Here is a 13,090-nt window from a genome sequence, read left to right on the forward strand (position 1 = left end):
GTATGATATCGAAAGAATCAAATTGAAGGAGGGGTTGATGTGGATAGGCAAGATGCAATTTATCAAGAATATGTAGAGATACTAACCCGTGAATTGGTTCCCTCTCTAGGATGCACGGAGCCAATTGCCATTGCGTACTGTTCAGCCGTTGCACGCTCGGTATTGGGGCATGTACCGGATAGAATTCATGTAGAGGCCAGCGGCAATATTATAAAAAATGTGAAAAGTGTAGTGGTCCCCAATACTGGAGGCCTGAAAGGAATCGAAACAGCTGCGGCTATTGGTGCACTAGCAGGCGACGAAAACGCAGGGTTGGAGGTTATCTCTAATATTGGCGAGGAAAACATTTTGAAAAAAACGGGATATCTTGACAACACTAAGATTACCGTTTCACCAGCTGCTTCCGATCTGGTACTGGATATTATTGTAACTGCCTTTTATAAAAAGGAATGGGCAAAAGTTCGTATTGCACAGACTCACACAAACATTGTGCTGAAAGAGAAAAACGGAACAGTTCTGTTTTCTGCACCTATTGTTTCTGAAGAAGCACATGAATCTAATCTAACAGTATTAAACATCAAAGATATATATAAATTTGTAGAGATTTGTGATCTAAACGATGTACAGGAAGTGTTGGAACGGCAAATTCAAATGAATACCAATATCTCCCAAGAGGGATTGCAGAGAAACTATGGTGCCAATATTGGAAAAGTATTGCTGAAAGCTCATGGAAATGATGTACGAACTCGGGCAAAAGCCAGGGCGGCTGCTGGCTCAGATGCCAGAATGAATGGATGCGAGCTGCCCGTTGTAATCAATTCGGGCAGTGGGAACCAAGGGCTTGCTGTTTCACTGCCTGTTATTGAATATGCGGAGAACTTGGGTGTGGGTAAGGAGAAGCTTTATCGTGCTCTCCTGTTAGCTAATTTAGTTACATTGCATGAAAAGGCTGGGATTGGCCGCTTGTCGGCATACTGCGGTGCTGTCAGCGCAGGGGCGGGAGCGGGAGCGGGAATTGCCTATCTGCATGGAGGTACCTATGATTGTATAGTGCATACAATCGTTAATGCGTTGGCTATTGCGTCTGGAATGGTATGCGATGGAGCAAAAGCTTCCTGTGCGGCAAAAATTGCAACGGCAGTAGAGGCGGGCATTTTAGGCTTTGAAATGTACCAACAGGGACAGCAATTTTATAACGGTGAAGGGCTAGTTGCTAAAGGAGTAGAAAATACCATTGACAATATCAGTCGTCTTGGCCGAGTTGGCATGAAGGAAACTGACCGAGTAATCATTCGTATGATGGTGGAGGCTGATTATGAGTAATACCTGCACTGGAGTCATGGATTGGGCGGTTGCTGCTTATCCAGAGTTATGTTCGGTAAGAGAGTACTTGCACCGGCATCCAGAATTGGGGCATCAGGAACAACAAACCACATCTTTTATTTGTGAAATGTTGAGATCTTATGATATTCCGATTTTAGACCTGGGCCTGTCGACAGGTGTGGCAGCAAAAATAAGCGGGGACCATCCCGGAAAGTTGTTGGCTATACGGGAGGATATCGATGCGCTGCCAATTCAAGAAGCTACAGGATTGTCATTTTCCTCCCAAGCTACTGGAATTAGTCATGCCTGCGGTCATGATATCCATACTACGGCGCTGTTAGGCTGCGCGCAGTACCTTGCGCAACAGCGGCACCAATTGCATGGCGAAGTCCTTCTTATTTTTCAATGTGCTGAAGAAACTTGCGATGGCGCACAGAGCATGTTGAAAAAAGGAATCTTTTCCCCAATTCCGGATGGTATTATTGGCTTTCACTGCGCACCAGCGCTTCCTCTTGGAACGATAGGGATTTTACCAGGTATCTGTAATGCAAGCTGTGATACTATTACAATAACAGTGAGTGGGACAGGGGGACATGGAGCACATCCAGAGGATTGTGTGGATCCTATTGTGATGAGCGCAGGACTGTTAATGCAACTGCAGACTGTGATTAGCCGTAATAATTGTGCAACAGATCCCTCAGTTCTAACTTTTGGTACGATTAGTGGAGGAACAGCTCCAAATATCATTCCAAATACGGTCACATTGTGTGGCACGCTTCGGACCTTTGATGATTCTGTCCGTCACGCTCATCTAAATCGTATCTGTCAACTAAGTCGAGACTTTTGTGTGGCAATGGGTGGACAGTGTACAGTAGCTATAGAGAAAGGGATGCCACCTTTAATCAATGAACCCAAGATTTGCGAACAGTTGGAGTCATCCGTAAAGCGTGTGTTGGGAGCAAAAAAAATAAATAAAAATTTAAAACCATCAATGGGCTCCGACGACTTTTCCTGTCTGTTGAATGCCTGTAACAATCATGGGGCACAATTTCTGCTTGGAACAGCTATAGAGAGCAAGCCTAATACATCACTCGGACTGCATGTGGCTGAAAATATATTTCCTTCTGAGACGTTGCCATATGGAGTTTCTGCTCTGGCGCAATTCGCGGTTGATTTCCTTTCGTTATGAGTAAAATTGTCTTTTTCCATTACAGAGGCAGCCGCATTTCTGCAACTCGTTCATCTTGACCCGTACATTCATGGCTTCCTGAGTGCATTCCACCGTGCATTTTCACCATCGGGATTTTATAGACCTCCAGCGTATCATCCGTACCCCCACCGCTGAGACACTTTCCTCGATGTGGACCGTTAGGGTGGACTTCCGCCTACTTCTCTACTAATGTGTCTTTGCGCTTGCGCCATGCCCGACGTGGTCTTAGAATAGGCGTTTCCGGGCGTTACCCCGTCATTCCACTTGTCGGAATATCAGTTCTATGAAACTGATTTATCTGTAAAGCTCCTTCCTATTCTTTATTAGATTTCAGCTTAACGCCTAACCTTTTCAGTTAGGAACGTGTCGCATATTCACAAACGCTGCTGACCAATCTTAAAAAACTTATTTACTAGCCACTCCTTACTGGCGGGGAGTGTACTGCTCACGGCCCGGGCTGACCGTTGGGCTGGCGCCGGTGCCGCATGGTCATCTCCGTGCTCATGAGTCTGCGGCTCAGCAGACGGATGTTTGGCCTATCGAGCGGGAGCGCCAGCACATTGGGAAGGTGGTGCAGGACAATCGGGCTGTGTACGTCTGTCGGGTTTGGGACGACGAACTGGGGGGAGCTGGCCTGGCACTTCAACAGTATGGCGGTCACCCTGAAGGAGACCAACAGGCGATGATCGAAAATCAACAGGAGCTGAACCAGGCCTAGATTCGGATGCTCCAGGCCTAGCTCAACTCCTACTTCTTGTGTAGCACTCTGGACACTATGAAGTGAATCAGCAAAACCAACCAGGTGCCCTCACGTCCACGGACCTGGTGGGCATCCTGCGCTTTTGTATCTCCCCGGACGAGTTCGTTCCCCTGAGGTATCTGAGCCACACGTTTAAAAAGAAGAGGGACTACACCGTTTTAAGTTACCTGACACGTTGCTGTATCCTCATGGTCAAGTAGTTGCTGCGTGACGTGTACGTCAAAGTGTACGAGGTGGCCGAGCTGGTGAGTTGCCGGAACATCACCCACTTCTCCGCCACCTTCAATCGGGTGGTGGGCGTCCCCCTCTGGGGATACCCAGGATACCTGCCGGCTAGGGCGACGAGACTGCCAAGCCCGTAGCGACGGAGCATATGGACTTTATCTGATCCGTGCCTCCGGGCGTTGCGAAATTTTTTAGCAGAGGCTCGATTCGAAAGAGCGTATACTGATAATCTAAGTAATTTTGTTTAGCCTGGACGGGGTGCTTGTGGGCACGGATATCCTCCATCATTTCCGCACTTAGCAGGAACTGGTCCGCCAGCTAGGGACCCCCGTCCCCCGGGAGCAGGGGGAGCGATGCCGGGGGTGTGCCAGCTGGACAGCCTGGACATTTTGATGGCGGGGGCGGACCGGCCCTTTTCCCTGACGGAGAAGTTGGCCTTGGCCTTGGGTAACAGGAACGTCGGCCGATTTTGGTACGCCCTATATCATGGACAACGCTGTCCTGGACCTGTACAGGCGGTTTTCCGCCCACCGCCGCATAGAGGATGCGACGTACGCGCAGGGCACAGAGAGACACAAAATACCCCACAGCCTCGGCTGTGGGGTATTTTATGAGAGACTCTACAGAAAAATGCCCCGGCATCGATGTGTCCCGGGCGGATACCGGCTGCGCAAGGAAGGGACGGATCAGCCGCCGCCTTTGTAGAGCCGTTCCAAAAGCGCATAATCGGCAGAAAAACGGGCCTGGAGGCCGGCGTATTCCACCTTGCGGGAGGAGTCAGGGGTCAAGCGGCTACGCACCTGATTCCATTGAGCGGCATCTTCCCGGCGGAGAAGGCCACAGGCCATGCCTCCCAGGAGGGCGCTGCCGATAGTCTCTGTTTCCACCTGCTCTGGAAGTAGCAGCTCCCGCCCCAGCACGTCACAGAGAATTTGACTCCAAACGAGACTTTTTGCCCCGCCGCCGCCCAGATACACAGGGTCTTCACACAGACCGCCGCATTGAGCGAGTAAAGCCTGATTTTCTCCCAGGGACAGGGCGACCCCCTCCATCACGGCCCGGATCAGGTGGCCCGGCGTGTGGTAGGCCTCCAGCCCCAGAAAGGTGCCCCGCACAGCCTCACTCCAGTGGGGGCAGCTAGCTCCGTTGAGGAACGGGAAAAAACGCAGCCCCTCGCTGCCGGGAGGTACCTGTTCCGCCAAGCGGTTGAGCTGGTCGTAGCTGACGTCCTGGATGTCCCTGCCGGAAAGAAGGAGGCTGCGGACCCATTTCAAAGCGGTGCCCGCATTGTTGACCGGAGTCATGCTTATTTTTTGGCGTCCGTCCCAGGAGAGCGTGTTTAAAAAGCGGCAGTCCCATTGGGACACTGCGGCGGCGAACCGCCCCACGCTTCCCATGATGAGGACATCGCCCGGAGTCCCGCCAGAGAGTCCTAGCATGGCGCAAATAGTGTCGATTCCGCCTGTTGCCACAGGGATACCCTGGGGCAGGCCGCAGCCATCGAGGGTATGCCCCAGCAGAGCGTGGGGGGGAAGCAGGGCAGGCTGCTCTACTTCAAGCAGGCCGAAGTACCGCCAGAGCTCACCATCCCAGACCCCGGTCTCTGGACAATACAATAGCGTGGTGGCCGCACGAGTTATGTCCATGGTATATTTTCCGGTAAGACGCGCCGCTAGGTAACTGGTGGGATTACACAGGCGCTTGGCCTGTGCTAGGCGTTCACCCTCGTACGTCTGGAGCCATTTCAGCGTTGGCCCCCACTGATAGCCAGGGGCGTTTCGGTTGCCCGTTCTGGAGAACAGCCAGTCGTCACCCAGTTCCCGCCCTACCTGGGCGACCATCTCCGCCCCGCGCTTGTCAAGCTGCATAATGGCCGGAAATACGGCGGAAAAGTGTTCATCAGTGAGAACCATGGCATTGGCGCTGCTGATACCCAGACAGGCAACCTGTTTCAACTCAAACTGGGCGGACAGCTCCTTAAAACAGCTTTGTAGACTCTGCCACCAAATCATAGGGTTCAGAGTGGCCTGCCCGTTTGGTCCATAGTCGATGGCATATTCACGATAGGCGTAGCCCACTCGGCGGCCATCAGGAACATAGAGGGCAACCTTCAGCCCGGTGGAGCCCACGTCAACGCCCGCTAAAAGTATCATGGTTCGTCCTCCTCATGAAACAGTACACGGGTGGCCTGATACGCCTTTTGGAATCGCCGGTAGTGCCGCCCGTAAACGGAACCCAGCGCCGGGTCCGGGTGGTAAAGAACCTCCTCCGTGTCCCTGGGCGGCTTGGGCGCCGGGACCCCGGCGGCCTCCATGGCCACATAAGCGGAGCCCAGCACGGCCGCGTCGAAGGTGGTTTTTCTGGCACAGATGGTCCGTCCCAGCACGTCCGCCTTGATTTGAGACCAGAGCGCGCTGTTGTAACCTCCGCCGGTTCCCAGAATAACGTCGGACTGCTGTTGATTCAAAGGAAATTCCTCCAAAATGGTGCGCAGGGCGTAGGCGGTCCCCTCCAGGATGGCGCGCAGCAGGTCCTTCTTCCCGGTGGCGCTGGAAAAGCCCAGACACACGCCCCGCAGGCGGCTGTCCCACAAAGGGGCCCGCTCCCCGTTGAGATAAGGCAGAAACAGCACGCCGCCCGCGCCCGGTGGGGATTCCTGAGCCAGACGGCTGTAGGTTTGAAAGCACTCCGGGTCCGCCAGCCGGTCCACCTGATCCCGGTACCACTTCAGGGAGCCTCCCGAGCAGGAGGTGCTCCCCTTTAAAAACCACTTGTCCTCCCGAACGTGCTTCATAAGCGACAGGTTGGGACAAAACCGGGGGTTGGAGAGAATCACCCCGATGCCCGAGGAGGTGCCGGACATCTCAAAGACGTCCCCATCGGCTGACAGGCCCAACCCAAGCGGGGCGGCCGACCCGTCCACACAGCCGGCGGCCACTATGGTCCGGGGCGGAAGCCCCCACAGCCGGGCGATCTCGGGACGTATGACGCCCGCCGCCGTGCCGCAGGCGACCACCGGCGGCATCTTATCCAGATCGAGGTCCAGCCGGTTAAAGATGCCCCGGTCCCAGTTGAGGGTGTAGACGTTCATAAGCTGCGTCAGGTTGGCGTTGGTCACATCCACCAGCCGGCTGCCCGTCAGCTGATAGACGAGCCAGCCGTTGATCGGAAGGTAGCTGTCCGTCCGGGCGTAGTCCTGAGGGTGATACCGCTTCTGCCACGCCAGTTTGGAGAGCATATAGTAGGGATCGATCCGGTTGCAGGAGTATTGATGGATATATTCCGCGTGCTCCTGCAGCACCCCGCGGCACACCGGCTGCGCCCGACGGTCCATCCAGATCAGGCCGCGCCCCACCGGATGCCCGTGGCGGTCCACCCCAAACAGGGTGGGGGCCTGACAGCTCACGGAGACGGCCTGCACCGCCCGGGCGAGATGGGGCGCCTGCTTGACCAGCGCCTGCACCGCCCGGGTGGCCGCGTTCCACCAGTCGAAGGCATCCTGCTCTGCCTGTCCGTCCGGGCCGTAGAAGGTGGGGTACTCGGCCGAGGTCTGCAGCAGACCCCGGCCGTCGGAAGAGACGAAGCCGGCCTTGACGCTGCTGGTCCCCACGTCGATGCCCAGGAAGGTCGGCTCACTGGATGACATGGATCGGTTTCCCCGTTTCAAAGTAGGCCGTTACGTCCTCCATCACGATTCGGGTCTGCTGGGCAATGATATCCCGGGAGGCCCCGCCGATGTGGGGGGTCAGGATGATGTTGTCCAGGGTCAGGAACTTAGAGTCGTGGAGCATAGGCTCATGGACCTGGGCATCCAGGGCGGCGCAGGCAATTTTGCCGCCGGCGAGGGCCTCATACAAGGCGTCCTCGTCCACCAGGGCGCCCCGGGCTGTGTTGATGAGAATACCGGTGGGCTTCATGTGCTGCAGGGCGGCCCGGTTTACCATCCCCCGCGTGGTATCGGACAGCTTACAGTGCAGGCTGACCACGTCGGCGGTGGAGAACAGCTCCTCCCAGCCCACACTGGTCACGCCCTCGGGCCACTGGGTGAGGAAGGGGTCATAGGCAATGAGCTTCACGTCAAAGCCGGACAAAAGCTTAGCCACCCGGCGGGCGATGGCCCCGTAGCCCACCAGACCTACGGTTTTGCCGCACAGCTCGTATCCGTCGAAGGTCTTGAAGGACGTGTTGCCGGCGATGTCCCAGGGGACCCTGTCCCACTGCTGGGACATAATGTAGTGATGGGTCTTGGGGATATGACGCAAAGCGGAGATCATCAGGCCAACCGCCAGCTCCGCCACCGCGTTGGCGTTCCGGCCCGGAGCGCTGGTGACCCAGACGCTGTGGCGCCGGACGGCCTGCCGGTCGATGTTCTCCACGCCCCCGCGGGAGCAGGCGATCAGCTTCAGATTGGGCAGATGATCCAGGACGTAATCGTTGATCTCTTCATAGCAAATGACCATGATCTCGCAGTCGGAGGCGGCCTTCACCAGCTCCTCCGGCGTCAGCTTTTTTCCGGTATGCCCCCAGCCCCCCAGCTTGATCTGGGCGTACTGGGCGAGCTGATCCAGCCCCTCCTGGGTCAGCTGTGCAGAAACGAATGCTTTCACAGATTATGCTCTCCTTTTCCCCTGGCTTAGGCCCAGGGGTCCATTATGGTTTTTACGCCGACGTAGTTGGCCTTCATTTCAAATGCGGTGCGCCACTCCTCCAGGGGGAAGCAGCCGGAGATCATCCCCTCGGTGCTCACCTTGCCGGAGGACAGCAGCCGGAACACCTCGGCCTGATTGACGGCGGAGGAGGAGGAAGACCCGGTGAGTATGATCTCCTTGTAGTGGATGGTGTTGGGATCGATGGTGATCTTGCTGCCCACGGGCATGCCGGCAAAGATGACCACCCGGCCCCCCTTCTTGACGTAATCCAGGGACTGCTCCAGGGCGCTGGTCACGCCTACGTCCACGATGACGGCGTCGGCGCCCTGCCCGCCGGTCTGTTCAAGGATGACCGCCTTGGCGTCCTGGGCGGCTGGGTCGATGACAAGGTCCGCCCCCATCTCCAGCGCCATTTTGCGCTTTTCCGGAATGGGTTCAATGACGATCCGGCGGGCCAGGTCCACGCTCCTGGACAACTGGGTGTGGAACAGGCCTATGGGGCCCGCGCCGATGATGACAAAGGTCTCCCCGTCCCGCAGACCGGCCTGCTGCATCCCGTGATAGGCGGCGGCGATGGGCTCCGAGATGGCGGCGATTTCGTCCGAGACGTTGTCCGGGATGGGCACCACGTTTCCGCACTCAATGGCCCGCTTGGGAATTTTGACATACTGCGCAAAGCCGCCGTCAATCTCATAGCCGATGGTGGTGCGGTTGGCGCAGATATTTGTTCTGCCCTCCCGGCAGCAGTAGCAGTGGCCGCAGTAGAGCATGGGGTATACGCTGACACGCTGCCCCAGCTGATAGCCCTTCACATGGCTGCCCAGCCGCTCGATGGTTCCGGAAAACTCGTGTCCGGTGATTCGCGGCGCGGCGATTACCTTGGTCCCCTGATAGATGCGGTTGTCCGTGCCGCATACGCCGGCAAAGCGGACTCTGACAAGCATCTCGTCTTCCCCGCATTGGGGGATGGGGACCTCCTTCACCTCAAATTGCTTAGGACCTTGAAAAACCAGGGCCTTCATAAAGTTCGGCTCCATGCCGCTGCCTCCTTTTAAATAAACGTGTTTCAATTATAGGGTGATTTTCTTCAGCAGATGCGCTACGTTCTCCTCCGAGAGGATATGCAGCCTGCCTGCGCCTAGGGCGAGCAGAATGGCGTTGTTCTCTACCTCATTGGCCATAGACACAGCCGCCTCCATATCCTTTCCAACCGCAACCACGCCATGGTTGGCTAGCAGGACGGCGTTGGAGCGCTGGAGCCCCTCCTCCACAAAGCGGCCCAGCTGCTCTGAGCCAGGGTGGGCATAGCCCTTGACCTCCACCAGGCCCACTTTGGCTGCCACACTGGGGGTGCAGATAGGCATTACGGTGCCCGGCTCCACGGTGCTGGCATAGGCCACTGCGTAGACGGAGTGAGTGTGGCACACGGCGTGCACATTAGGCCGGGTTCGGTAGACTGCCAAATGGAGCGGGACTTCCTTGGTAGGCTTGTTGCCGCTGAGCAGGTTGCCCTGCATGTCACACCGGCTGATACACTCCGGCGTCATATGGCCCAAGAAAAATCCGGTGGGGGTAAGCAGCACTGTACCGTCTGAAAGCCGGATGGACAGATTCCCCCCGCTCCCTTTGACCAGGCCCTGATCATAGAGCTCTTTGCCCCATTGGACCAGGGAGAGACGGGCCAGATGTTCTTCTTGATACAATACTTGTTCACTCATAATAAACGCTCCTTTATCAATACCGGACCGCTGATGCGGGTATGGGCGTCAGAACGGGCCGTTTGGGATGATTACGCCAGCAGTCCAGGTACGAACAACACCAAGGACGGGAACAGGGTCACGAGCAGCAGGCAGGCCAGCAGCGGGATATAGAAGGGCAGCACCGATTTAATCATCTGCTCCAGCGGCAGGTTGGCAACCCGGGATACAGTGAACAGGCACATGCCAACAGGAGGCGTCAGAAGGCCGATCATTAAGTTCAGCACCATCACGAGGCCCAGGTGGGTGGGATCGATGCCGACTGCCGTAATCAGAGGCCAGATGGCCGGGGTCAGGATCAAAATGGCCGCGTTTGCATCCATGAAGCAGCCAATGATAAGAAAAATCACGTTTAAGATCAACAAGACTACTACGGGGCTGGTGGTAAAGCCGGACACCGCTTTGACCAGCAGAGCGGGGATCTGGGCCCGGGTAAGCAGATAGCCGTACATATTTGAGATACAGACGATAAACAGGATACCGGCTGACTCCCGGGCCGTCTCTATGATGATGCCCCATAGCTGGGAAAGCTTCACCTCCCGGTAGATGAACACCGTCAGAATGAAGGCGTAGACAGCAGATACAACGGCGGCCTCGGTGGCGGTAAACACGCCGGAGAGCATCCCGCCGATCAGGATGACTGGAGTTAACAGAGAGAGCACCGCCTTGCGAAAATCATCCCAGATCTGACGCAACGTGGGGAAAGGCATCTTTGGATAGTGTCGCCGTACGGAGATGATGTAGATGGCTATGCTCAGTCCGATGGCCATCAAAATACCCGGTACAATTCCAGCAATCAGCAGATTGGATACAGACACGTTGCTGGCCACGCAGGCGTAAACGATAAGGGGAATGCTGGGCGGGATGATGGGTCCGATGGTAGAGGAGGCGGCGGTAACAGCGGCGGAAAAGCCTTTGTCAAACCCGGCGTCCTCCATGGCCTTGATCTCAATGCTGCCAAGCCCGGCTGCGTCCGCCACGGCGGAGCCGCTCATGCCAGCGAATACCACGCTGGCCAGTACATTGGCATGGCCCAGCCCGCCGGGAATCCAGCCGATGACGGTGTTGCAGAAGCGAAAGATGCGGTTGGTGATCCCGCCGGTGTTCATGAGCTTTCCAGCCAGCAGGAAAAAGGGGATCGCCATGAGCACAAAGCTGTTTCCCGAATTGACCACCTTTTGAGCCAAGGTGTGGAAGGGGAAGTCGGCGAAGCCGTTGTTCATTACCAGCACGACCATGCATACCGTACCGATGGCGTAGGGCACGCCGAACCCCAGGCAGAACAGCAGGATCAACAGCACGACAAAGACAAAAAGTTTTAACGCCATAGCTCAGCCGGCAACTCCTTTCTTGGGAAACATCGTATGATAGAACTCAATGTTCTGGACGACAAGATAAAAGATCATTACGGGGGCCGCAAGGATGAGAGGAATGTACAAAAGCTGGTAATTCCAGATGGGCACAGTGGAAAAGGTCATCATTTTCACTGTGTTCCAGGACTGAATGCAGCCGACGAACAGGCACAGGTTAAACAGAATTTCGACTGCATGGATGACTGTGAGCAGTATAAACCGGGGAGTATTTCTCATCCGCTGGATAAAAATGGTGGTGGATACTTGGCCGCCCTCACACTCCACGATGGCAGAACCCAAAAAAATAATCCACACAAAGCAAAGCCGGGCCATCTCCTCGGTCCAGGGCACACTGATGTTGATAACAAACCGACAGAAGATCTGGGTTACCACCAGAGCCACCATGATCAGCATAACTAAAAAGACGCCCAGTCTAATGGGCTTAATCAACTGTTTGGATAGCTTGTCTAACATAATTTTATCCTCATTCATGTCCGGAAGAGGGCCCCTGCCCGCATACCGTGAGAGACATCGGCAGACAGGGACCCCCAATTATCGCAATCAGCCTTCCAGCAGGGAGTAGACGTAATCCTTGGCGGTGTCATTCAGCGGCTCGGCCGCAAGCTGGATGCCGGGGATGGCGGCCTGCTGCCAAGCGTCAAAGTCCACGTCCACGATTGTCATCCCGCCGGCGGCCAGCTCCTGCTCATAGTAGGCGGTTTTTTCCTCCGCAATTTCAGCACAGTAATCAGAGCACTCATCGGCCGTTGACTGGATAAGGTCCCGGTAGCTCTGAGGCAGGCTCTGCCAGAAGTCTTCGTTGAAGCACCAATAGAAATACTGGTATACATGGTTTGTCTTCATCATATAGGAGTTGACTTCCTGGATGTTGGCGGTGTAAGCGGTAGCCGCTGGATTCTCCTGGCCGTCCACAACGCCGTTTTGCAGGGCGGTGTAGGTCTCGTTCCAGTTGATCGCGGTGCAGTTAGCGCCCAGGGATTTCCATACTGTGAGCCAGGAGGTGGTCTCGGGCAGACGCAGCTTGAAGCCATTTAGCTGGGAGGGCTCGGAAATCTCATAGTCGGCGGACAGACAGCGGCTGCCTCGTGTCAGCAGATCAATCATGCGGATGTTGGAGGTGGAGATGGACAGCTCCTGCATCTCATCCCAGTATTTATACCAGTACGCCTCTACATCCTCCATGCTTTTGAACAGGAAGGGAATGGCGGTGGCATCCCACTCGGCAAGGATATTGCCAGAGTACAGGGTGGACAAAATGGCGCATTCAATTTCACCGGTGCTCAGCTGGGTCACATTTTCCGCTTCGGTGCCCAAGGTGCCGTTCTCAAAGACATTGACGGTAATTGCGCTGCCGCTGGCCTCTTCAATCTTGGTCTTGAACAGCTTGACAGCCTCGTCGTGAATTCCGTCAGCCGTATGCAGGGCGATATTGATTTCCACGTCCTGGTCAAACTCGCTGGCAGTACCGGGGTTGGAGGTAGAGGCGCTGGAAGCTGAGCCGGGCTGCTCGGATTTTGAGTCGGAGCCTGAGGGCTCCTTGGGGCTGCAGGCCGTCAAAGACAGTGCCAGGGACAGTGCCAATACAAGTGCGGTCATTCTTTTCATCTTTTTTACTCCTTTTCTTTTTCCTTGTGATGCATCTTCCAGAATTGAACTTCTGCGTATCTTAATTAATCATAGCATGGAACAGTCGGGCACTCCTATGTCCGGTAGCTCAAAAGAATACCCAAAACCTTGTGCCAGTAGCACAAGGTTTTGGGTATTCTTTCTATTATAACCAGTTTTAAAAGAAT

General features: G+C 55.5%; 11 protein-coding genes. 3 read left to right on the forward strand and 8 right to left on the reverse strand.

What is annotated here, in order from left to right:
- Positions 1-39: 39 nt before the first annotated feature.
- From WKS99_RS06165 to WKS99_RS06175, 3 genes are all read left to right on the forward strand, one after another.
- The gene (locus WKS99_RS06165) at positions 40-1,323 is read left to right on the forward strand and encodes an L-cysteine desulfidase family protein (RefSeq protein WP_147571371.1); all 1,284 of its coding nucleotides are present in this window, start codon (positions 40-42) and stop codon (positions 1,321-1,323) included.
- Positions 1,316-2,512 carry a M20 metallopeptidase family protein gene (locus WKS99_RS06170; RefSeq protein WP_147571370.1) on the forward strand — a complete coding sequence of 399 codons (1,197 nt, stop codon included), beginning with the start codon at positions 1,316-1,318 and terminating at the stop codon, positions 2,510-2,512. Before WKS99_RS06165 ends, WKS99_RS06170 begins: the two co-directional genes overlap by 8 nt.
- Before the next feature lie 499 nt (positions 2,513-3,011).
- Positions 3,012-3,251 carry a hypothetical protein gene (locus WKS99_RS06175; RefSeq protein WP_340405547.1) on the forward strand — a complete coding sequence of 80 codons (240 nt, stop codon included), beginning with the start codon at positions 3,012-3,014 and terminating at the stop codon, positions 3,249-3,251.
- Positions 3,252-4,204: 953 nt separating this feature from the next.
- Here the strand turns inward: WKS99_RS06175 and WKS99_RS06180 are convergent.
- From WKS99_RS06180 to WKS99_RS06215, 8 genes are all read right to left on the reverse strand, one after another.
- Positions 4,205-5,671 carry a xylulokinase gene (locus WKS99_RS06180; protein WP_147571368.1) on the reverse strand — a complete coding sequence of 489 codons (1,467 nt, stop codon included), beginning with the start codon at positions 5,669-5,671 and terminating at the stop codon, positions 4,205-4,207.
- On the reverse strand, positions 5,668-7,164 hold the full coding sequence (locus WKS99_RS06185) for a xylulokinase (RefSeq protein ID WP_340405548.1): 1,497 nt from the start codon (positions 7,162-7,164) through the stop codon (positions 5,668-5,670). Before WKS99_RS06185 ends, WKS99_RS06180 begins: the two co-directional genes overlap by 4 nt.
- Positions 7,151-8,125 (reverse strand): NAD(P)-dependent oxidoreductase, encoded by a 975-nt coding sequence (locus tag WKS99_RS06190; protein ID WP_340405549.1) that lies wholly within the window; start codon positions 8,123-8,125, stop codon positions 7,151-7,153. Before WKS99_RS06190 ends, WKS99_RS06185 begins: the two co-directional genes overlap by 14 nt.
- A gap of 26 nt (positions 8,126-8,151) precedes the next feature.
- Positions 8,152-9,204, reverse strand: a complete 1,053-nt coding sequence (locus tag WKS99_RS06195) for an alcohol dehydrogenase catalytic domain-containing protein (protein WP_340405550.1) — start codon at positions 9,202-9,204, stop codon at positions 8,152-8,154.
- 33 nt (positions 9,205-9,237) lie between these two features.
- Positions 9,238-9,885: a class II aldolase/adducin family protein gene (locus WKS99_RS06200; RefSeq protein ID WP_340405551.1), complete on the reverse strand. Its 648-nt coding sequence runs from the start codon at positions 9,883-9,885 to the stop codon at positions 9,238-9,240.
- Between the two features lie 71 nt (positions 9,886-9,956).
- On the reverse strand, positions 9,957-11,252 hold the full coding sequence (locus WKS99_RS06205; RefSeq protein WP_340405552.1) for a TRAP transporter large permease: 1,296 nt from the start codon (positions 11,250-11,252) through the stop codon (positions 9,957-9,959).
- Positions 11,253-11,255: 3 nt separating this feature from the next.
- Positions 11,256-11,750, reverse strand: a complete 495-nt coding sequence (locus tag WKS99_RS06210) for a TRAP transporter small permease (RefSeq protein WP_262670117.1) — start codon at positions 11,748-11,750, stop codon at positions 11,256-11,258.
- An 87-nt stretch (positions 11,751-11,837) separates the two neighbouring features.
- Complete coding sequence (locus WKS99_RS06215; RefSeq protein WP_340405553.1) at positions 11,838-12,902, reverse strand: TRAP transporter substrate-binding protein; 1,065 nt, start codon at positions 12,900-12,902, stop codon at positions 11,838-11,840.
- Positions 12,903-13,090: the final 188 nt, after the last annotated feature.

Origin of the sequence: Flintibacter sp. HCN-6482 (genome assembly GCF_037892565.1) — a bacterium.
GTDB classification, from domain to species: domain Bacteria; phylum Bacillota; class Clostridia; order Oscillospirales; family Oscillospiraceae; genus Lawsonibacter; species Lawsonibacter aceti.